This is a genomic window from Ignavibacteriota bacterium (assembly GCA_016707525.1).
Lineage (GTDB): Bacteria > Bacteroidota > Ignavibacteria > UBA10030 > UBA6906 > JAGDMK01.
In genome coordinates this window covers 142,952-164,527 of the sequence record JADJHP010000006.1, presented here as the reverse complement: position 1 = coordinate 164,527, position 21,576 = coordinate 142,952, and the positions used below count along the sequence as shown (strand labels likewise).

The window sequence follows — 21,576 nt, the reverse complement described above, 5'->3', positions numbered from 1 at the left end:
ATTACGCGCGGTGATCGACAAGAGCGCGTGTATGGTCTTCCGTGACGAGTCGCAAGGTGTCCTGCACGAACCGGAGGGAACGCTGCAGCAATACCCGGTTCTGGCCGTTCATCTGGAGGATCCGCTCAACGACCGTCCGGAGACGGGTTGCCATCGTCGAGATGCGCAACGAATCCGTCGCCGGAAGATGTTCCATGAGTTCGACAACAGAGATCGGGTCGCCCGCCGGGATCGTGCCGTGGTCGGCAGCACCCACGAGCGCCGCCGTAAGGCGCACCCGCTCGGCCTCCAGATTCTGGAACGGCCGGAGGAGCTGTTCCTCCTGGGCAAGCAGCATGGAGAGCGCTTCACTCTGCAACCCGACGATCGAGCGCTGTTTGTTCATCAGCAGTTGGAGCAGCGCCTCTCCGAGTTCCACTTCCGCTGCAAGGACCCGTTCGAGTTCCTCAATCCTGGTCATCGCTGCCACCTTCCTGTTGTTCGAAGTACCGGAGATATTCCAGCACCTTGCCTACATACTGCTGTGTCTCCCGGTAGGGAGGCACACCCTTGTGCTTCTCCACCGCGCCCGGCCCGGCATTGTACGAGGCCAGAGCGTGTTCGAGATTCCCGCCAAAGCGGTCCATCATCTGACCGAGATACCGCGCACCACCCTGCACATTCTGCAACGGGTCCCACACATTCCGGACACCCATGGCTGATGCGGTCGAATCGATGAGCTGCATCAAGCCCTTCGCGTTCCGGGTAGACTTCGCCTCCATCCGGCCGCCAGACTCTGTGGCAATGACCGCCTTCAGAAGACTGGCGTTCACGCCCGTCGTATCGGCCACCGTCCTGATGATCGGATCCAACGACGCGAGCCGGCGCCGGATCGTATCGGGCGGTGCGGTGACCGCTGTCGACGCTGCAACTGCTTCACCCTTGCCGCGCTGCCCCGGGACCTCACGTTGTCTGACCTGCTCGCGAACACCCGGGACCACCGGATCGGTCGGGACCGGATCACGCCCGGTCGTGCTGCCTGCAGCCGGGGTCTTCAACACCGGACTCCCCGGAGACGTACCGCCCAACACCGGGTCATCCGGTGCCGCGGCCTCTGTTCCGGCTGGCGCTGCCTCGCCGGAGGCCGTCACCACCGCCGGTGTGATCGCGGGACGCGGCACCAATGGTGTGACAGGAGGAACCACGACCCGGACCTCCGGTGCTGCGAACCTGGGCATGACGGCGGTGGAAGAATTCATGCGTGGCATCTCTTCGCCCGTGATCTCCTTATAGAGCATCTCCCCCAGTCCCAGATTGCTGCCATGGGAGACGTACCGGGCCAATTCCCCGTCGAACATCCCTTCAAGCATGTCGCCACCGTAGCTTTCGCCACCCATATCGTCCTTGGGAATGCTGGACCGCATGCTCTTGAGCATATACCCGACCATCACCGATTCGAACTCCTTCACGGCACGCTGCAGGCGTGCCTTCGCCTTCGGGTCCAGGACCCGCTGCGCGTGTTCGTTGCCCGTCGTCACGGGCTGTGATGGGATCTGTGACATCAGATGATCACCAGTTCTGCATTCAAAGCACCCGAGCGCTTGAGCGCCTGGAAGATCGCGATGATGTCCCTCGGGGTCACCTTCAGCGCATTCAACGTCTTTGCCACATCCTGGACCGTTGCAGCGCCTTCGAATGCGGTCACCGTCGTGCTGTCCTCGCCCGCATGGACCGCGGTCAGCTGAGTCGACACGGTCTGCCCCTGCGAGAACGGGTTCGGCTGGGAGATCACCGGCACCGATTCGATCTCGATATTCAGGCCACCATGCGAAATGGCTGCGGCGAGGATCGTCACCGCGCCACCGACAACGATCGTGCCCGTACGTTCATTGATCACCACTTTTGCCGTGACGTCCGGCTGCACTTCGAGGAGCTCTATGAGAGAGATGAACTCCACGATGCGCCCTTCCTTCCGGAAGGTTTCCGGCACGCGCACCGAGATGCTCGACGCATCAACAGCGTTGGCGATCCGCTCGCCCACCTTCTGATTCACCGCTTCAGCGACACGTGTTGCCGTCGTGAAATCTGCCTGCTGCAGAGAGATCCCCACCGTGGAATCCTGCATGATCGTGCTCGTCACCGCCTTCTCCATGATCATGCCGCTGGGGATCCGTCCTGCCGCCGTATGGTTCCTCCGGATCTCATTGCCGTTCGCACGAACGCTCATGCCGCCCACCGACAGCGGGCCCTGGGCCATGCCATACAGCGTATCGTTGATCCCCGCCATGGGGGTCATGAGGAGCGTTCCTCCCTGCAGGCTGGTCGCATCACCCATGGACGACACGATCACATCGACCGCATTCCCTTCCCGTGTGAAGCCCGGCACCGTGGCGGTGACCATGACGGCCGCAACGTTGCGCAGCCTCAGATCGGACTGGGGCACCGTGATGCCGAAGCGCTTCAGCATGCTGGACACGGACTGCAGGGTGAACGTCGACCGTTGCGTATCCCCGGTCCCGTTCAACCCTACCGCCAGCCCATACCCGATCAACTGCTGGTTGCGCACCCCCTGGACGGAGGCAATGTCCTTGATCCGGACCACCCCCGGTGCGACCTGCGCGCAGATCATCAGTACCACCACCGCTATCAGTTTCGTTCTCATGTCACCCTCGCTCAAAAGAGCCAATGCAGCAATTTCGTGATCCAACCCGGGCCCTGCGCCCGATCCACCATGCCATTGCCCTTGAAGACGATATGGGCATCGGAGATATTATAGGAGAAGATCGAATTGTCCGATTGGATATCCGATGGACGCACGATCCCCGAAAGCGAGATCACCTGCTCTTCTCCGTTGATCTCGATCGTGCGATTGCCGGTGATCGCCAGATTGCCATTCGACAGCACCGAATCCACCCGCGCGCTGATGCGTGCCCGGACGGATCCGTGCGATGAGGTCGACCCCTCGCCTTTGAACGCATTGCCGGTGCCGATCCCGGCGGAGACATCCGCAAGCGATGTGCCTCCTGATTTTCCCGATCCTGACAATGAGAGGCTGCTCGATCGCTCGGCGGATGTGCTTGCGTCGTTCGACGCACTCGACACTTCCACCACCACCACCGTCACCGCATCGCCCGGCAGCGTCGCCTTCTGATCCGAGAACAGCGATCTCCCAATGCTCGAACGCATATTCTGCCCTGACGCCACGGAGGCACACAGGAAGAGTGCAATGATCGTCGATTTCATACCACGTCCTTTCTCAATCTGCCCGGATGGCAACGGTACGATCGTCGGCCACCCATGCCTTCAGTCGCCCGGCCTTACCCGGGACCGTGATCTCAATGAGTTCCCCGATCCGGCCATCCTGGCACGCGATGCCTTCAGCGGTGATGCTGACGGACCCGGAGGTAACGCGGACAGACACCGGCGATCCCTGACGGATCAGCGGGACGCCTTCGAACAAGTCCGCATACAGGATGCTGCCACGTGTGATGACCCTGCGGGTACGCCGTCCGGCCAGATCATCCAGTGCCGCGACCAATGCACGGTCGATGCCGGTGGTTTCGATCCGGAGCAGGCGAAGATCATCGGCCGCCGGGGTCACCGCCCGCGGAATGGTCCTGTCGGCCACCAGCACGGTGTCATACGTCCGGATCACCGCCGTCACCATGCAGCGGTGCACGGTCTGGCCATCCACCACGACCTCAACGACGAACCCCAACGGCCCACGTGCCCGCGTCGAGGACCCCATCCCGACACGGAGAACGAACGTCTCAGCGTTGATCCCGATACTGTCCGGAACGGACCGGAAGGAGAGATCCAATCTCTCCGCCGCCGTTCCCTCACGCTGGGCGAGGTACAACCGCACGGCGTCGCGAAGGTCCTCTGCACGGAGCACACGGATCCCGCCTGCGGGTGCCGGAGCGGCGACCAGGCATGCGGCGCACAGGGCGGCCGCCAGTATGATCGTCCGCTTAGCCACGTTTGACATTGTTCGCTATCGACAACATGTCCTCAACCGTCTTGATCGTCTTGGCATTGATCTCGTATGCCCGCTGCGCGGTGATCATACTCACCATCTCCTCCACCACGTCAACATTCGAAGATTCCAGCATGCCCTGCTTGAGTTCGCCGAAACCCTCGCTGCCGGCCATCCCCACCATCGGGGTGCCCGACGCCACCGTTTCCACGAAGAGATTCCCGCCGATCGAGCGGAGGCCTGCCGGGTTCACGAACTTCGCCAGTTCGAACTGCCCGACCTTCACCGGTTCCGCACTCCCGGTCGACGTCGCCTCGATCGTACCATCCGTCGCGATCGAGATCGTAGCCGTATCGTCCGTGAAGGTCAGTGCCGGTTCGACCAGATACCCCTGGGAGGTCACGAGCGTCCCTTCGCCCGAGATCTTGAACGAGCCGTCGCGCGTGTAGGCGAGCGTCCCGTCCGGCCTGCGGACCTGCAGGAACCCTTCTCCTTCGATGCCGACATCGAGCTGGTTCTGGGTCGGGGTCATGTCGCCCTGGATGAAGCTCCTGTTGGTCGAGATGGGGATCGCGCCGGTGCCGACCTGCAGCTCACCGGGGACCTGGACATTGGGATTCTGGGATACGCCGGTGGTCTTCAGGGTCTGGTACATCAGGTCCTGAAATTCCGGACGGCTCTTCTTGAACCCGGTCGTGTTCACGTTGGCCAGGTTGTGTGCGATCGTGTCGACGTTCAGCTGCTGTGCGTACATCCCGGTCGCCGCAGTGCGCAATGCTCTGTTCATACTGCTCCTCCTCGTACGGTGTTGTCGTTACACCCGGCCGATCTCTAAGGACCGGTCGAGCGTCGCGTCCTGCGACTGGATCATTTTCTGGTCTGTTTCGAACCCTCTGCTGAGTTCGATCATTGCTATCATTTCTTCGATGCCTTCGACATTCGACTCCTCAACGAATCCCTGACGGACGCTGATCCTGTCCGGTGCAACATCGAGTATCCGTTCGCTCTGGTCCACGAACATGAGTGATTCATGGTCCTTCTGCAGCGCATCCGCCCGCTCCGGCACCATGATGCGAAGCTGGCCCAGAGGTTCCTTGTCCAGGGCGACTTCGCCCGACTGCGTAATGGTGAGCGCGCGGACATCGAGGCGGTCGCGATGGGGTAATTGGATCACCCCATTCATCCCCAGCACGGGATATCCCTCGGAGGTTGTCAGCACCCCCTCCTTGCTCAGCGTGAAATTGCCGTTCCGCGTCAGGCGTGTCCCGCGCGGGGTCTGGATCGCGAAGAATCCATCGCCGTCGATCGCCAGATCCAGAGGATTGTCGGTCTGCTGCAGGGAACCCGACGTCGTATCGATGTATCTGCCGGTGGTCACGCCGGTCATGTCGCCGCGGCCGTCCGCTGCTCCCTGGGCGGACTGTTCGAGCATGCGTACAAACACCCGGTCCCGTTTGAACCCTGTGGTATTGATGTTCGCGAGGTTGTTCGCAAGGACCTCCATGCGTGCCATTTTCGGCCGCATAGCGGCCTCGGAAGAATAGATGCCCTTGATCATGCTTTTCCCTCCCCATTCTTCACAGGTGGCTGCGCCATGGCCTTCAGTTTCTCCGCCAGGTCGAACTCTCCTCGTCCGACACCGAGCTTCCGGGCGGCGGTCAGGCGCTGACCTTTGGTTGTTGCACGTGCCATGGCGGTCTGCATCTTGCCCGGGGTCAAAGCAGGCGACGGCCGTTCGTGGAACTTCCGGGCAAGTGTGATCTCTTCGCTCCCGCGGCGGAATGTCCGCGCAAGCTGCAGGGATGTCTCGCGACCCGGATCCTCCTCCTGCTCCTCTTCGCGTACCGGGACATTGAACAGCGCCCTGATCCGCTCGGGTTCGGGCTTCATATCATCGTCCTCATCCTCCTCCGGAAGCAATGCCGTCTGCTGGTATGCGCTCAATTGCGCAGCGATGGACACGGCCGGAGCCGGCGTCACAACGGCCACAGGGGCAGGGGCGGGCTCCCGCCGTGTCATTCTGACAACGACCACCAGGGCAACGGAGGTCACGGCCAGACTCACAAGTATGCTGATCGCCACGAGGACAGGCATCGTCCAACGTGCGGGCTCTCCGGCACGGGAGGGTCCGTCCACATTCTCACGCTCCATTTGCATCTTTGCCACGCCGGGGATGTCGATCAACGACGAACCGGTGGCATTGCGCGGTTGTTCGGGCACAGGTTGCGGCGGGGCCGCAACCACCGGAGCGGGCTGCACCGGTGCCGGCTTCACGACGGGGGGCTGGCGCACGGCGGCGCTTCCACTCACCTCCACATAGAGCTCATTGCCGCTCGCCGGACACACGCAGCGATAGCTGCTGCCATGCACGAACGTCAGAACCGCGATGATGCTGTCCATGGCGGGGCGCTGAAAGCCGATGCTTTCGAGCGGCCCTGCATTGAGGAGCCGACGGTTCAGCACAGGCGTTGATGCCGCACGTGTCCGGGAGAACACGATCCGTACGCCGTTCTTCGCCTGCTCGGTGGAGAAGCGCACGTCACCGGCGAACTGAAAGGCCACCCGTGTACGCCCACCCTGCACCGACGTGCTGACGCTGTTCAAGACGGACATCTCCTGGGCATCCACCACGGACGACCACCCAAGCAACAGTCCAAGGATGATGGTGACAACGACCGATCTCATCGTGTTCCTCTCCACACTGGCAGAAAGATGGTGAACGTCGTACCTTTGCCGATCTCGCTCTCGACCCTGATATCCCCCTTGTGCTGCGCGATGATCTTGCTGCAGATCGCGAGGCCGAGTCCGGTGCCCTTCTCGCCCTTCGTGCTGAAGAACGGCTTGAAGATCTTCTCCTGCAGCTCTTTCGCGATCCCGGTCCCCGTGTCGGTGAAGCGGACGCACACATGGAACCCGGTGAGGCTGGTGGAGACGGAGATCGTGCCGCCCTTCGGCATCGCGTCGCGGGCGTTGATCAGCAGGTTCAGGAACACCTGCTGCAGATAGTTCCCGTTCCCCCCGACCGCCGGCAGATCGGAGGCGAGGCTCTGTTCGATATCGATGCCATTTCCTTCGAACTCGTGCTGCACCATCATGATGATGTCTTCGATCGCGCGGTTGACGTCGATCGGTTCCGCGGCCACTTCTTCGGACGCATTGCGCGAGAAGTTCATCAGGCGCAGGGTGATGTCCGAGAGGCGCTTGAGCTGCTTGCTGAACATCTCGATCCAGTTCGGGAGCGGACGCCCCGCCTGAACGAGTTCGAGATGGAGCATGAGCACCTGCAACGGATTCTTGATCTCGTGAGCGATGCCGGCGGCCAGCTCGCCGATCGCCGCCAGTTTCGCGGCCTGGACCATCTGCGCCTGGGATGCCTTGAGCTCTTCGTTGGCCTTCACCAGCTGGTTGTAGGTACGCCAGTTCTCGACCCCGACGGCGGTCTGGTTCGCGAGCACCGACAGGAGTTGAATGTCCTGGTTCGAGAACTCCTGCTGCGGCTTCTCCGTATGAATGATGAAGATGCCGATGCCCAGGGACCGGAGGATGAGGGGCACGATCACGAAGTTGCGCGCACTCGACTTCGCGAGCATATGCTCCAGGTCGGGGATGATCACGGTCTTCTTCTCGGCGATCACCCAATCCACGATCCCGGCCTCGAGCTGGTGCTCGGCCTCGGCCTGCAGGCGCGGCGCACCCTTCGAGGACAACGGGAGCAGCTTGCTCGAGGTCGAGTGGAACAGGAAGATGTTGCAATCCAGCACCGGGATCACCTGCCGGGTCAGCTCGATCAAGGCACTGACGATCAACTCCGGTTCTGTCGCGGTGCTGATGATATTCGAGAGTCGCTGCGTGGCGACGAGTTCGTCGATCGAGCTGCGGATCGCCAGATTATTCTGGGTGAACTGGACATTCTCCGCCCGCAGCACATCGATCGTCTTCTCGAGTGCCTTGATGTAATTCTCACGGCTCTCGATGAACTGTTCGAACTGCGGGAGGCCTTCCTCCAACAGTTGCGTCCGACTCTTTCGTTTGGTCCCGTGCTCCATGGCTGACGTAATGGTCACGCCTCCCGCGTCTGTTCAAACTGTATGACCGCTTCCAGGTCGCCCTTCACGAGTTCCCGGTAGTTTTCCATGTAGTCCTGGAGGGCCGCCGGGTCCGTCAGCTGCAGACGGTTCAGCGCATCCTGGTCAAAATCGATCCCTTTGTCGAATTCCACCGGCTGGGTCGCCATGCGTCCCGCGAACACATCCGCGCAGTGGATCAGCGCAACGAGTTCCTTGTTGTTCTCTGCCCGGCCGGGCGTATGGTGCATCGAGATCGCCTCGACCAGATGGCTCGGCAGGTTCCACCGTTCGGCAAGCCACCCGCCCACCTCCGCATGGGTCACACCCAGCACGCTCTCCTCCGCTTCCAGTGCCGTGAGATCGGTCTCGCGAACGATCTCCATGATCCGCTTGTGTTCGCTCTTGAAGTAGCGGTGAAGGACCGACACACCCATATCGTGCAACAGGCCGCCGACGAACACCTCGCCCGACACCCGGTACCCGAGGTCGCGGGCGAGCCGGCGCGCAAGCACGCCACTCATGATGGCATGGTCCCAGAACCCCTTGGCGTCGAACATCGCATCGCCCTTCTTCTGCAGCGAACTCACCAGCGAGATCGATATCACGATCTCTTTCAAGGCATCATATCCCAGGACAATGATCGCAAAGTCGATGGTGGAGATCTTCCGCGGGAACCCGTAGAACGGCGAGTTCGCGATCTTCAGCACTTTGGCCGTCAGGGCCTGGTCCGTGGAGATCAGCTTCCCCAGCTTCGACGCACTGGTCTTCGGATTGTCGACCAGGTCGACGATCTCCATCGCGATCGTCGGCAACGCCGGCAACTGGATGATCGTCTGGACCTTATCTTTTATTGTCTCGGGTGACATCATGTCGTAGATCTTCTCCCGTCAGACACAGTCATGAATGATCGATGCAAGCCGGCCCAGGGCAGTGTCGTGCACCTGTTGTGCCTCGGGTTCGGTCACGCCCATCAGCTTCGCGACCTCACTCATCGTCAGTCCCTCCTGGTAGCAGAGGGCAAGTGCCAACCGCTCCTGATACGGCAGCTTCCCGACCGCATCCACCAGCGACGACCGCAACGCGGACACCAGCCGGTCGAACGAAGGGGCCTTTTCCAGATCACGCTTCAACAGAGCGGTCTCTTCCGTGAGACGCTCGACCACAAGGTCTTCTTCCGTCAATCCCAGCAGCGCCAGCGCACCCGGTGCGATGGTGCCGATATGATCGGCGCCATACGCCCCGATCTCCATGCGGTGACAGAGCACATCCGCGATGTGGACCGTTGCCGTCAGCGCCGGATCGGCGACGGCTTCCGCGGGGCGGTGATGGCAGCGGACAGCTTCCACGATGCGCTCCCCCAGGCCCCACCGCTGCACCAGTGCCGCACCGGCCTGCTCATGATCCGCGGGTGAGGCGGGCGGATGCGCGTTCTGCAGGACCGACCGGAGGGAACTGTCCACGGAACCTGCCGGGATGATCAATCCAAGATCATGGAACAGACCGGCAATGAATGCATCGGCCGGGGGAACCAACCCGTGCTTCGCGGCAAGAAGCCGCGCTGCCAGTCCACACGCGATGGAATGCCGCCAGAACTGCTCGTACTGCGAGAACAGGCTCACGACCGTATGGAGTGCGCCTGACACGACCACGCGCATCAGTGTATCGCGCAGAGCCTCAAAGCCAAGCAGGGTGATGGCCTCGGAGACGGTGGCCACGCGCGACGGCAGGGCGAGGACAGGCGAGTTCGCCCGCTGGATGAGGCGTTCACTGAGGTCACGATCGGTCGCAACGATCGCCCCGAGCTGCGAAACGCTCGATGCCGGGTCACGCATGAGCTCAAGCACCTGCTCCAGCAACGGCGCCCGCTCCTGCATACTTCCCATGGTCGCGCTTTCCTGTGCGCTCATTCTGGCCGTCTGACCTCTCATGACCATTCTCCAAATCCAGCCAGCATGGCGGCGACGCGGGTCACGGCCCGACGGTGGAGGACCTCCACATCGTCCCGTGATACCCCGATCATACCGGCGATGCGCGCGAGTGACATCCCTTCGAAGTAGTGCAAGGCGATCACGAGACGTTCGCGCTCTTCCAGTTCTTCATACGTATTGATGAGGTCTTCCCGCACGACGCGGGTCTTCAACTCGAGCGCCGGTGCGCGGTGTGTGATCCGTTCCTCCAGCAGAACCGCCGGATCGTCGCCCTTCATCCCCCTGCCGCCCGGCTGGAGGCCAAGGGTGAGCAGTGCGTTGGCCGAGAAGAGGGTCCGCGGCTTGCTGCCGGGAGGACCTCCGAACAGGCGATGGCAGATCACGTCGGCGACGTGCACGATCGCTGCAAGGACCGGGTCGGACTCTCTGCCGGTCGGCGCATGATGATGGCGCACGGCGTCGCGGATCGCCGGATCGAGCGTCTCCCACCGGTCCAACATCCACGATCCTGCTTCCTCGTGCATCCTGGCCTGCTGGTCCATGCCCATCGGTTCGCCGTCGCCAGCGGAGTCCCAGTCACGGATCGCGTCGACCTCCGGCGAAGGGAGATCCTCGGCGAGGAACAGGAATCCGATATCATGGACAAGGCCGGCGATCAGTGCCCGGTTCGGGTCACTGTAGCCCGTTTCCAGGGCGACAGCACGCGAGACCAGCGCGCAGAGCAGCGAGTGGTTCCACAGAGGCTCGCACATATGAAAACTGTTCACGATATGCCGTGTGGCGCGCCCCGCAACCGCCCACTTCACAGTGTCCTTCACCCGCTGGGCACCCAGGAGCCCGACCGCCAGATTGACGTCCCGGACCCGGCCCGGCAACCCGAACGCGGAGTTGGCGGAAGCCGACAGGGAGCGGAACAGGATCGGATTCCATCCGATCACCGCTGCCAGGCGGGAGGCCGAGGCACCGGGATCGTTCACCAGATCCACCACATACTCCATGACCCGTGCTTTGAACGGAAAGGAAGCTCCCGTGTCGAGCGCGCGGCGCTCGAACGTGATGCTATGTGTCTGCTGTTTCGAGTTCATGCTTCCATCGTCACGAGTTTATTGCGCAGCGACCGCAGGACCTCCGAATGGATCTGCGACACCCGGCCTTCGGATATCGACAGCACCTTCGCGATCTCGGTGAATTTCAACCCCTCGTAATAATAGAGTGCGACGACCGTCCGATCGCGCTCTGACAACCGCTCCACGGCTTCCATCAGGATCGTGCGTGTCTCCTGGTCGCTGATCCGGTCGAACGGGCTCGGGCCATCGGACGGAGCCGCATCGAGGGCCTCCGCGCTTTCGCTCTCGTTCATGTATTCGGCATCGCGCGCCGGCACGGCATTCCCGCCGCCAATGAGCTTGTGATACTCTTCCAGGGAGAGTTCCAGCTTCCCTGCGATCTCCTCTTCCAGCGGCTCACCGCCCTTCTCCTGGGCGACGTCGTGCGCTGCTTTCCCTACCCGGCGTGAAGTTTCCCGCACCGAACGCGGTACCCAATCCAGCTTCCGCATCTCATCAAGGATCGCTCCACGGATCCGCGGAACAGCGTACGTCTCGAATTTCACATTCTGTGCCGGGAGGAAGCGATCCACGGCCGTCAGCAACCCGAGAATGCCGAAGTGCACAACATCATCGAATTCCAACCCCTGGGAACGCGCCTGCAGATGCAGGTTGTACTTGGATACGACATAACGGACGAGGTCCAGGTACTGGACAACGAGCTTCCGCTTCAACTCCGGACTCCGGTGCTGAAGGAACTCATCCCACAGGTGCTGTGCCGTTGTGTGCATGTTCTATGCGTCCTGAAGGTCACGCCGCCGAAGCGGATGCCTGCGTTGTTGGGGGTTCCTGGTCTTCCGCAGCCCCCTCGTCGCTGCGGGGTGTAGGTTCGGCGACCGATGCAACCGGCGTCGGTTTCCCCTTCATGCCACTCGCTACAACAAGGACCACGACCTGTCCGGCCACCACCGCGATGAACACGATGAAGGCGCGTGCGATAGCGTCCATCACCGGCGCCCCCTGCGTGCCGAAGATCACGGCAGAGACGAAGAAGGCCAGCAATCCTATCTGAAACATCACCTTGGTCATAGCGCCACCGTCCGATGGATCGATGCCTGAATGTGATCACGGAGGATCGTCCTGGCCAGTGCCTGGAGCGACAATGCCGCCGCGGAATGCGGGAATGCACTCACGAGCGCCTTCTGACCGCGGATCGATTCGCCCGCACGCACATCCGCCGGGATGATCCCGGCACATGCCACCTCGCGACCGAGGAAATGAAGGATCGCGGCACGGATCTTCGTGTAGGTCTCCTCACCGTCCCGGATCGTCCGCGCGGTGTTGATCACCAGTTCCACCATCTGCCCGGGGGCATTCAGGCCAAGGACCTTGATCATCGCATAGGCATCCATGACCGCGGTCGGTTCCGGCGTTGTCACCACGAGAACGCTGTCCGCTTCCTCACCATACCGGATGATCTCGGGCGTGAGTCCTGCCGCCGTGTCAATGATCACCACGTCCACATGCTCATCACGGTCCATCACCTCCGACAGCAGCCCCTCCTGTTCAACGAGCGTCGGTTGCGGGTAGGATGGGTCGCCGCTGCTTCCTGGAAGAAGCTGCAGGCCCGGTGCCAGGGTCACCAGCACACTGTCCACATCCTGCTCGCCACGCAGCACATCGCCGAGGCGGAAGCGCGGTGAGACTCCGGCCATGACATCGAGGCCTGCCAGATTCGCATCGGCATCCACGAGCAGGACCTTCTTGCCCAGCCGGGAGAGAGCCAGACCCACGTTCAGTGCCACCGTGCTCTTGCCTACGCCGCCCTTCCCGCTGGTAATGGTCAGCAGATACGGACGCGCGGGCCTGCCGGCGTCGGCATACCCCCGCATCATTGCGCGCATCCCTGTTGCCTGATCATGCATGGGCCATCTCTCCCGAATACACCATCGCCGCCAACTGCGAAGCCTGGACCTGCCGGATATCATCGGGCACGGCCTGACCGGTGGTCACGTACGACAACGGCAGGCTATGACGGTGAATGATGCTCAGCATCGGACCGTACGTTGCAGCCTCGTCCAGTTTCGAGAAGATCAACCGGTTCGGCTTCACCACTTTGAACTGATCGATGATCTCTTCGCAGGTCTTGACGTTCGTCGACGCATTGAGCACCAGGTGCGTCTCGTCCGGGTCGGCAGCGAACACGAACTTTGCGAGGTCATAGAGTTCCTTCTTCGAGCGCTGGCTGCGGCCCACGGTGTCCAGGAACACGAGATCCTTGCCCCGGAACTTCTTCAGGACGGTCCCCATCTCCGATGGCTTGTAGACGACATCCATCTGGATGTCCGCGATGCCCGCGAACGTGCGGAGCTGCTCGATGGCGCCGATCCTGTACGTATCTGCCGAGATCAGGCCAACATCCAGGCCGCTCAGCAGCTTGTTGATCGCCGCCAGTTTGGCGATCGTCGTGGTCTTGCCCACCCCGGTGGGGCCGACAAGTGCGATCACCTTGGTCCGCTTGCGCCGCCCTTTCTCCGCTTCCGCCGTGGGGATGATCCCCGCAATGGCCGCGAGCAATTGCTTCTCGAGATAGGTCTTGTTCGTGATCTGGTCCTGGTTCGAACGAGCGTACACCTCCTGGATGATGTCCGCGGCAAGATGCTCGTCCACATCATGCTGGATCAATCTGCTATAGGCCTTTTGCAGCATGTCGGGCATCGGGGGCATGTGGGCGTACTTCAACTGCTCCACGATCGCTTTGAGCGTGCCCTTCACGTCCTCCATGTCGCTGCGGAGTTCGAACATCCCCGATGCATCCGCACGCCGGCGCCCCGACGTCGCCGCACGCACATCATCGGCTTGCCGGTCGCCGAACTGCTCCGCAATGCGGCGCAATCCCGCGAGGGCGGTGTCTTCATCCGCCGCGGCACGCGACTGTTCCAGCTGGCGCTCGAACCCGCCGGCCGCCTGACGGCGCCGGTAGGTATTGGGTGCGGGCGGCGGTGTATCGTCGATGGCCCCGGTGACCTCGAAGGCGTCGCGGCCGAGGAAGTTGAACGGGCCCCCGCGGGCGATCTTGCGGCTGCTCACGACGATCGCATCCGGCCCGAGTTCCTTCTTCATCTCCTCGGTCGCTTCCTTGAGGGAATGGGCGACGAATTTCTTAATCCTCATAGGTGGCCTCAAGTTTTCCTAAGAATTCCACTTCAGTGTCCGGGGGCAATTCGGTGAATGACAGAACCGCCACGCCGGGGAATGTCGTATGGATCAAACGGTAGAAGTACGGACGCACCGTGGCCGCACACAAGATCACCGGCGAGTACCCGGCGGCACGGACGGCCTCAATGTTCTCGGTCAGGCTCACATGGATCGACTGGATCTGGCGCGGCGACAGGCCAAGGCTCGGACTCGTATCGCGCTGGTTCTGCAGGGCCGCGGTGATGGTCTGCTCCAACCGGGGATCCATCGCGATCGCATGGACCATCCCCCGCGCATCACTGTACAGGCGTGCGATGGTTTCCGACAGCGCGTGCCGCACATATTCCGTCAGGACATCCACATTCTTGGTGACCCGGGCGTAATCCACGAGCGCCTCGAGGATCGTGACCAGGTCGCGAACCGGGATGCCCTCGCGCAGAAGACTCTGCAACACCTTCTGCACGGAACCCGTCGGGAGCAGGTCCGTCGTGAGCTCCTCGATCACCGCCGGGTAGTCCTTCTTCAGGTTCTCGACCAGCTTCTTCACGTCCTGACGCCCGAGGATCCGGTCGGCATTGCGGCGCAGGACCTCCTGCAGGTGCGTCGAGAGCACGGCCGACGGTTCAACGACCGTATAGCCGTACAGTTCGGCACGGTCACGCTCGGTCCCGGCGATCCACACCGCCGGCAGGCCGAACGCAGGCTCCTGCACGCTGAACCCTTCCAACGAGCCGTCCGCGGTCCCGGGATTCATCGCCATGTAACGGTCCATCAGCAGCGACCCGGTCGCCGTGACATTGCCACGGATCTTGATCACATAGTCATTGGGATCGAGCTGGAGGTTGTCGCGCACCCGCACCGGCGGGATGATGATCCCGAGATCGATCGCCAGCTGGCGGCGGAGATTCGTGATGCGCGCGAACAGGTCCCCATCACGCGCTTCGTCCACCAGCGAGATGAGGCCATAGCCGATCTCCAGTTCCACCGGGTCGACCTGCAGGTAATCCTCCACGCGCTCTTCGCGGGGCGCGGTGGCGGCCGGGGCAGCCGTTTCGGGCGCTGCGGGGGCCTGCACCTCACGCAATTTCACGTACCCGACGCCGCCGGAGATCATCGCCAGGATCAGGAACGGGATCGTCGGGAGCCCCGGGACAATGGCGAACAGGAACAGTGCACCGGCAGTGATGAGCAGCGTCTTCGGCCGTCCGAAGACCTGGCTGCGGATCTCCATATCAAAGGCATTCCCCGCAGCGCTGCGGGTCACGATCATACCGGATGCCACGGCCACGATCAGGGCCGGGATCTGTGTCACGAGGCCGTCGCCGACCGTGAGCAAGGTGTAGGTCTGGAGTGCGTCCTTGAAATCCATCCCGCGCTGGGCCACCCCGATCACGAACCCGCCGAGGATGTTCACGATGTTGATCAGGAGGCCGGCGATGGCGTCTCCCTTGACGAACTTGCTGGCACCGTCCATCGCCCCATAGAATTCCGCTTCGCGGGAGATCTCGCGGCGGCGCTCGCGTGCATCCTTCTCGGAGATCATGCCGGCGTTGAGGTCCGCGTCGATGGCCATCTGCTTGCCGGGCATTCCGTCCAACGTGAAGCGTGCCGCCACTTCCGCGATGCGCCCGGCGCCCTTCACGATCACCACGAACTGGATCAACACGAGGATCAGGAAGATGATGAACCCGACCACATAGTTCCCCTTCACCACGAAGGAACCGAAGGCCGTGATCACTTCCCCGGCATACGCCTCGCCGAGGATCAGGCGGGTCGACGCCACATTCAGGCCAAGGCGGAAGATGGTCAGGATCAGCAACAGGCCGGGGAACACCGAGATCTCGAGCGGGTTGGTGAGATACATCGACACCATCAGGATCACGATCGCGATCGTGATATTGGCGGCAAGCAGCACATCCAGCACCATGGCCGGGATGGGGACCACGAGCAATGCGAGGATGAAGATCACGCTCACAGCGAGAATGACGTCGCTGTTGGCGTTCATCATGCGCATCGGGGCCTTCCACGCGCTTCCACTTCCGGTCTGTACCGCCGCTGTTGCCATATGCTCAGTTCAGTGTTGCTGTCTGTGAGGCATGTTTGAGCCGGTAGATATACGCAAGCAATTGTGCCACCGCCTGGAACAGTTTCTCGGGGATCTCCTGTCCGATCTCGACCGAACGAAACAACGTCTGCGCGAGAGGTTTATCCTCGACGATCGGGACGTTATGGGCGTTCGCGATCTCGCGGATCTTCAGGGCGACCAGGTCGGCACCCTTGGCCACCACGGTCGGCGCGTGCATCTCTTCTGCGTTGTACTTTATGGCCACGGCAAGGTGGGTCGGGTTGGTCACGACCACATCCGCCTTCGGCACGTCCTGCATCATGCGGCGGTATGCGATCCGGCGCTGGATGCTGCGGATGCGCCCCTTCACCGCCGGGTCGCCTTCCGTGGACTTGGTTTCTTCCTTGACCTCTTCCTTGCTCATCTTCAGGTCGCGTTCATGTTCGAAGCGCTGGAAGAAGTAGTCCGCCACCGCCAGGACCAGGAACGCCAGCCCGGACTTCATACCGAGGCCATACGCCGCACTGCCCAGATACCCCATCACCGCCATCGGATCGCTGTCCACCAGGGTCGGCGACTCCGCAATGACGTCGACGATGGCCCAGTAGGACACGAGGCCGACGACGGAGACCTTGGCAAGACTCTTCCCGAGTTCTACCAGCGACCGGCGGGAGACCAGGATCTTGCGTATCCCCTGCAACGGGTTCAACTTGTCGAAGGTGGGCCGCAGCACCTCGGGCGAATACACGAAGCCGACCTGCATGTACGACGAGGCGAGGCCCACCACCATGATGCCGAAGATCACGGGCGCCAGCAGCATGCCCAGCCGGATCACGCCGCCGCTCATGAGGGCGTGCACGTTCTCGGCACTCACCGTGAGGGAACCCGACCGCATGAATGCCGTCCGGGCGATCTCCGCCATGCCGCCCGCCAGTGCCGTGCCACCGGCATACAGGATCATCAGACCGAACAGCAACACCAGGGCGGAGTTCAGCTCCACGCTGCGGGCGACCTTTCCCTTGCGTCTCGCTTCCTCGCGCTTGCGATCACTCGCTGGTTCGGTTTTTTCCTGGAATGAGTCTTCGGCCATGGCCTTACATTACACGGATCAGTTCCACAATGTCCTCCTCGAAACCCGTCAGCAGGTTCTTGAAGGCGTATACCAGAAGCGGTGCGGCGGCCATCAGCACCAGCACGCCGACGCCGATCTTCACCGGAAAGCTCACCATGAACACGTTCACCTGCGGGGCGACACGCGACAGGATGGCGAGTGCCACATTCATCAGGAACGACGCCACGATGATCGGGGCGGCGCATTTCAGCCCGACAACGAACATGATCCCCGTCATCCGTATCAACTGCTCCGCCATCGGACCATTCACGGAGAATCCACCGAGGGGGATCACATCGTAACTCAGGACCATCGCCTGCAGCACGAAATGATGGCCGTTGATCAGGATGAACACCAGCAGCAACGCCAGGTACAGGAATGCGCCCACGATATTGTTGGAGCCCGTCTCGGGATCGAACGCCGTGGCGATCGAAAGGCCCAGATCGAATCCGATGAGCTCACCGGCGACGCGGACGCCGGCGAACACCAGCGACATCGCAAACCCGATCACCATCCCTGTCAGCGCCTCCTGCACGGCCATGATCGCCAGCGGCAGCATGCGCAGGTCCACGTCCGGATGCCGGGCGGCCATCAGGGGATACAGCACGAACGCCATGAACATCCCGAGGGCCGCCTTGACCTGCGCGGGCACGCTCACATGACCGAGCACCGGCGCAAGCGACAGCAGCGTCGTGCACCGGATGAAGATCATGATGAACAGCACCAGCTGAATGGCGTACACGTCCATGGCCTAGCGTCCCATCGCGGGGATCTGATTGAAAATGGTGACTGTGAAACCGATCATGATCTCCATCATCCAGGGGAGGGTCAGGACCGCAACGACCGCCACAATGATGATCTTGGGCACGAATGTGAGCGTCACCTCCTGGATCGACGTCGCGGCCTGAAAGATCGCGATGATCAAGCCGATAATGAGGGAGAGCGCCAACATCGGTGACGATACCAGGATCATGGTGTAAAATGCCTCACGGAACAGATAGACAACCATTTGCTCGTTCATGGGTCGGCCCTTTCCCGTGCTACCGGAAACTTTCGAGGAGCGACCGGATCACCAGATGCCAGCCGTCGACGAGAATGAACAACAGGATCTTGAACGGCAGAGAGATCAGCACCGGCGGCAGCATCATCATGCCCATGGAGAGCAGGATGCTGGAGATCACCATATCGATGACCAGGAACGGGATGAACAGCAGGAAGCCGATCTCGAACCCGATGCGCAGTTCGCTGATAGCGAAGGCGGGGATCAAGGCATGAATGGGCACATCGTCCCGGGTCTCGGGCTTGTCCACATTGGCCAGCTTCACGAAGAGCGCCAGGTCCTCTTCGCGGGTCTGGCGGAGCATAAACTCACGGACAGGGACGATCCCGCGGTCGTACGCCTGTTGCAGGGAGATCGTGTTCTTCATATAGGGCTGGATCGCATCCTGGTTGACCCGGTTCCACGTCGGGGCCATGACGAAGAACGTCAGGAACATCGCCAGCCCGATCAGGACCTGGGAAGGGGGCACCTGCTGGGTGCCGAGGGCCTGACGGAGGAAATGCAGAACGACAACGATACGCGTGAAGGCGGTCGTCATGATCAGGATGGCCGGGGCCAGGGAGAGCACGGTCATCAGGAACAGGATCTGCAGGGTCACGGCAACGTCATCCGGACTACTGGCTTTGCCCACTTCCACCGAGAGTTTCGGCATCGGGATCGGCTTGTCCTGCGATGCCGCAACGCCTGCCACAAGGAGGCACAACAGTATCACCACGATCACCCGCTTCATGCGCTCTTCTTCTCCAGCTTCCGGTTCACCAGGGTATTCAGTGTTGCTTGCAGCTGTGCGGCGAATCCTGTGGCCTGCACCGCGGTCACGGCCACAGGCCGCGCTTTCTCTTCCTGGCCGCATTCTTCTGCCGCGAACTCCGTCAGGGTCTGCATGCCCTGCTCACTCAGGCCCACCACCACGACGCGGTCCGCGATCTTCAGGGCCACGACCGATTTCTTGGGCTGCAGCGACTTGCGGCCAAGGACTTCGATCTCCAGCCGCTGGCCCGGCGCCTGTGCGCCCGGTATCACGTAGCGCTTCAGCAGGTACATGACGCCGAACATAAGCGCCAGAACCGCCCCGAGCGACAGGATCATTTTGATGAAGATCCATTCCATGGTCAGCGTCCCAGCCCCCGTACGCGTTCCGACGCCTCGACGAGATTGGTGATGCGGATGCCGAAGTGCTTCTCGATCACCACCACCTCCCCTTCCGCCATCTTTTTGCCGTTGATCAGGACATCCACCGGTTCACTGGCGAGTTTCTCGAACTCCACCACGGATCCGCGCTGGAGATCCAGAACATCCCGGATCAGCATGTTCGTCCGGCCCAACTCGATCGCCACCGGCAAGGTCAGGTCCATCAGCAGATCGAGCTTCTTGTCGCGCTCGGCTTCCACTCCTGGCGTCGCCTCGAGGTTCTGGAACTGGGCACTGCGGACCTCAACGGACGCATCCGGTGCGGCCATCCCTTCATTCGGGTCCATCCCGAGCAGCCCGTCCATCTCTGTTCCTGTTGAATCTTGCATACCCTTCAGGCTCCTGATGACTGTTCACGAAGCACGTTCGTTACCTTCACCGCCACTTTTCCCTTCGACACGCCGGGCCGGCCCAGCACGCGCGTCTTGCCGCCGATCTGCACCTGCACCTCTCCGTTCACCGGGAGGTTCGTGCGCAGGATATCACCCGGCTCGAGGTGCAACAGGTCACGCAGCGAGAGCGACGTTTCCCCCAGCAGACATGTGGCATTCACACGCGTCTTCCCGACCTGGCGGAAGAGCGGTGCACGCCAATCGCTCTCGCCCTTCACCCCCGCACCCACGCTGAAGTGCTGCATGTTCAGCTTCGCCAGCACATCTTCCAGCGCGAAGGTCGGGAAGCAGAGATTCATCATGTATTTCTGTGAACCGATGATGACCTCGAACGAGACCACCATCACGATCTCGCTGGCCGGCGCGATCTGTACGAAGTCGCCTTCGATCTCATAGCGTTCGAGCTTGAACGTGAGTTCGGCGACCGTCTTCCATGCGCGCTGGATGTCCGACAGGGCACGCTGGATGATCCCCTTCACGATGCTCTGTTCGATCTTCGTGATCGGGCGCGCGTTCTTCTCGCCTTCCGCCACGCCGCCCATCAGGTGTTCCACCATCGCCAGCAACAACTGGGGACTGACCTCCAGCACGGCGAGGGCATCCGATTCCGTGATACGGAAGACGTAGAGGGAGCTCGGACTCGCGATCGACAGCACGAATTCGGAGTAGAACAGCTGATCGACGGACGAGACATTGATCGTCACGGTCGTCTGCAGCCGCGAGACGAGATACGAACTGAAGGTCTCGCCGAAGCTCTCATGCACCGCCTGGAACGTCCGGAGCTGGTTCTTGCTCAGGCGGTGCGGCAACCGGAAGTCGAAGGTAATAGCTTCCTTCTCCGACTTCTTCGGTTCCGGTGGTGCTTCGACGGCCTCGATCGTTCCGGTGGATATACCGGACAACAGACTGTCGATCTCCTGCTGGGAAAGTATCTCCGGCACGGTGCGCTCGCTACTGGATGATGAACTTGCTGAAGTACACGTTGGACAGTTTTCCGGTGCGGAGGAGCTTCCCTACGCGCTCGGTGATCTCCTGGCGGATGGAATCACGGTTCTCGGGCATCGAGAGGGTCGTGAGCGACTTTGCCGTCAGGATCGTGTTCAGGGCGTCCCGGACCTGAACATCTTTCGCTTCGATCTCTTTCTTCGCTTCAGCGGTGCTCACTTCGAAGCCGACGGTCGTCAGGAGGAACCGCGTCCCGTTGGTGCCGGCGGGATTCAGGATCACGTCCTTGACGATATAGATGTTCGGCTCGGCACCGCCTTCGCCTTCCTCGCCGCCCTCGGACTTCTCACCATGCGCTGAGGATTCCCCGGCTGCTTGCTTTTCAGGGGCGCCTGCAGCGGGGGGGGCGATGAATTTGGGAAGCAGCCAGATCATCAGGCCGCAGATCACAACGAATACGGGGACGCCGAACATCAGCAGCTGCTTGATGGAAATGGCGCCGCCCGCTGCTTTTGCTTCCGCTGCGGCCGGTGCCGCTGGTGCTTCTTGTTTTGCCATAGTCCTTGCAGGTAGTTGTGGGACACTCCTTTAGCAGAGGTCAAATCATGTGCCACGGAG

At 61.8% G+C, this 21,576-nt stretch carries 25 protein-coding genes; all 25 read right to left on the bottom strand.

Going from position 1 to position 21,576, the window contains the following annotated elements; all coding sequences use genetic code 11:
* Position 1 precedes the first annotated feature (1 nt).
* The 25 genes from IPI01_11225 to IPI01_11105 are packed head-to-tail and all read right to left on the bottom strand — an operon-like array spanning position 2 to position 21,516.
* Entirely contained in the window at positions 2–460 is a 459-nt protein-coding gene (locus tag IPI01_11225) for a flagellar protein FlgN (GenBank protein ID MBK7258350.1), read from the bottom strand.
* The gene (locus IPI01_11220) at positions 447–1,541 is read right to left on the bottom strand and encodes a transglycosylase SLT domain-containing protein (protein ID MBK7258349.1); all 1,095 of its coding nucleotides are present in this window, start codon (positions 1,539–1,541) and stop codon (positions 447–449) included. Before IPI01_11220 ends, IPI01_11225 begins: the two co-directional genes overlap by 14 nt.
* Positions 1,541–2,641 carry a flagellar basal body P-ring protein FlgI gene (locus IPI01_11215; protein MBK7258348.1) on the bottom strand — a complete coding sequence of 367 codons (1,101 nt, stop codon included), beginning with the start codon at positions 2,639–2,641 and terminating at the stop codon, positions 1,541–1,543. Before IPI01_11215 ends, IPI01_11220 begins: the two co-directional genes overlap by 1 nt.
* 11 nt (positions 2,642–2,652) lie before the next feature.
* On the bottom strand, positions 2,653–3,222 hold the full coding sequence (locus IPI01_11210; GenBank protein MBK7258347.1) for a flagellar basal body L-ring protein FlgH: 570 nt from the start codon (positions 3,220–3,222) through the stop codon (positions 2,653–2,655).
* Between the two features lie 13 nt (positions 3,223–3,235).
* Positions 3,236–3,967 carry a flagellar basal body P-ring formation protein FlgA gene (gene flgA / locus IPI01_11205; protein MBK7258346.1) on the bottom strand — a complete coding sequence of 244 codons (732 nt, stop codon included), beginning with the start codon at positions 3,965–3,967 and terminating at the stop codon, positions 3,236–3,238.
* A complete protein-coding gene (flgG, locus tag IPI01_11200) occupies positions 3,951–4,742 on the bottom strand; it encodes a flagellar basal-body rod protein FlgG (GenBank protein ID MBK7258345.1) in 792 nt (263 codons plus the stop codon). Before flgG ends, flgA begins: the two co-directional genes overlap by 17 nt.
* A 27-nt stretch (positions 4,743–4,769) precedes the next feature.
* Positions 4,770–5,513: a flagellar basal-body rod protein FlgF gene (flgF, locus tag IPI01_11195; protein ID MBK7258344.1), complete on the bottom strand. Its 744-nt coding sequence runs from the start codon at positions 5,511–5,513 to the stop codon at positions 4,770–4,772.
* A complete protein-coding gene (locus IPI01_11190; protein ID MBK7258343.1) occupies positions 5,510–6,640 on the bottom strand; it encodes a hypothetical protein in 1,131 nt (376 codons plus the stop codon). Before IPI01_11190 ends, flgF begins: the two co-directional genes overlap by 4 nt.
* Complete coding sequence (locus tag IPI01_11185; protein ID MBK7258342.1) at positions 6,637–8,019, bottom strand: GAF domain-containing protein; 1,383 nt, start codon at positions 8,017–8,019, stop codon at positions 6,637–6,639. Before IPI01_11185 ends, IPI01_11190 begins: the two co-directional genes overlap by 4 nt.
* On the bottom strand, positions 8,016–8,891 hold the full coding sequence (locus IPI01_11180) for an HDOD domain-containing protein (protein MBK7258341.1): 876 nt from the start codon (positions 8,889–8,891) through the stop codon (positions 8,016–8,018). Before IPI01_11180 ends, IPI01_11185 begins: the two co-directional genes overlap by 4 nt.
* Before the next feature lie 18 nt (positions 8,892–8,909).
* Positions 8,910–9,950 carry an HDOD domain-containing protein gene (locus IPI01_11175; protein ID MBK7258340.1) on the bottom strand — a complete coding sequence of 347 codons (1,041 nt, stop codon included), beginning with the start codon at positions 9,948–9,950 and terminating at the stop codon, positions 8,910–8,912.
* Entirely contained in the window at positions 9,947–11,035 is a 1,089-nt protein-coding gene (locus tag IPI01_11170) for an HDOD domain-containing protein (GenBank protein ID MBK7258339.1), read from the bottom strand. The genes IPI01_11175 and IPI01_11170 overlap by 4 nt, the downstream gene beginning before the upstream one ends.
* Entirely contained in the window at positions 11,032–11,787 is a 756-nt protein-coding gene (locus IPI01_11165) for a FliA/WhiG family RNA polymerase sigma factor (protein ID MBK7258338.1), read from the bottom strand. Before IPI01_11165 ends, IPI01_11170 begins: the two co-directional genes overlap by 4 nt.
* Positions 11,788–11,806: 19 nt before the next feature.
* Positions 11,807–12,085: a hypothetical protein gene (locus IPI01_11160; protein MBK7258337.1), complete on the bottom strand. Its 279-nt coding sequence runs from the start codon at positions 12,083–12,085 to the stop codon at positions 11,807–11,809.
* Positions 12,082–12,921: a P-loop NTPase gene (locus tag IPI01_11155; protein ID MBK7258336.1), complete on the bottom strand. Its 840-nt coding sequence runs from the start codon at positions 12,919–12,921 to the stop codon at positions 12,082–12,084. Before IPI01_11155 ends, IPI01_11160 begins: the two co-directional genes overlap by 4 nt.
* The gene (gene flhF / locus IPI01_11150) at positions 12,914–14,170 is read right to left on the bottom strand and encodes a flagellar biosynthesis protein FlhF (GenBank protein ID MBK7258335.1); all 1,257 of its coding nucleotides are present in this window, start codon (positions 14,168–14,170) and stop codon (positions 12,914–12,916) included. Before flhF ends, IPI01_11155 begins: the two co-directional genes overlap by 8 nt.
* Positions 14,160–16,208, bottom strand: a complete 2,049-nt coding sequence (flhA, locus tag IPI01_11145; protein MBK7258334.1) for a flagellar biosynthesis protein FlhA — start codon at positions 16,206–16,208, stop codon at positions 14,160–14,162. The genes flhF and flhA overlap by 11 nt, the downstream gene beginning before the upstream one ends.
* Positions 16,209–16,263: 55 nt before the next feature.
* Entirely contained in the window at positions 16,264–17,349 is a 1,086-nt protein-coding gene (flhB, locus tag IPI01_11140) for a flagellar biosynthesis protein FlhB (GenBank protein ID MBK7258333.1), read from the bottom strand.
* Between the two features lie 4 nt (positions 17,350–17,353).
* Positions 17,354–18,118, bottom strand: coding sequence for a flagellar biosynthetic protein FliR (gene fliR / locus IPI01_11135; protein MBK7258332.1), 765 nt, complete (start codon positions 18,116–18,118; stop codon positions 17,354–17,356).
* A 3-nt stretch (positions 18,119–18,121) separates the two neighbouring features.
* On the bottom strand, positions 18,122–18,391 hold the full coding sequence (gene fliQ / locus IPI01_11130; protein ID MBK7258331.1) for a flagellar biosynthesis protein FliQ: 270 nt from the start codon (positions 18,389–18,391) through the stop codon (positions 18,122–18,124).
* Positions 18,392–18,410: 19 nt separating this feature from the next.
* Positions 18,411–19,160 carry a flagellar type III secretion system pore protein FliP gene (fliP, locus tag IPI01_11125; GenBank protein ID MBK7258330.1) on the bottom strand — a complete coding sequence of 250 codons (750 nt, stop codon included), beginning with the start codon at positions 19,158–19,160 and terminating at the stop codon, positions 18,411–18,413.
* Complete coding sequence (locus tag IPI01_11120; GenBank protein ID MBK7258329.1) at positions 19,157–19,540, bottom strand: flagellar biosynthetic protein FliO; 384 nt, start codon at positions 19,538–19,540, stop codon at positions 19,157–19,159. Before IPI01_11120 ends, fliP begins: the two co-directional genes overlap by 4 nt.
* 2 nt (positions 19,541–19,542) lie before the next feature.
* Positions 19,543–19,908: a flagellar motor switch protein FliN gene (gene fliN, locus IPI01_11115; GenBank protein MBK7258328.1), complete on the bottom strand. Its 366-nt coding sequence runs from the start codon at positions 19,906–19,908 to the stop codon at positions 19,543–19,545.
* 47 nt (positions 19,909–19,955) lie between these two features.
* On the bottom strand, positions 19,956–20,954 hold the full coding sequence (gene fliM / locus IPI01_11110) for a flagellar motor switch protein FliM (GenBank protein MBK7258327.1): 999 nt from the start codon (positions 20,952–20,954) through the stop codon (positions 19,956–19,958).
* 10 nt (positions 20,955–20,964) lie between these two features.
* On the bottom strand, positions 20,965–21,516 hold the full coding sequence (locus IPI01_11105; protein ID MBK7258326.1) for a flagellar basal body-associated FliL family protein: 552 nt from the start codon (positions 21,514–21,516) through the stop codon (positions 20,965–20,967).
* Between the last annotated feature and the right edge of the window lie 60 nt (positions 21,517–21,576).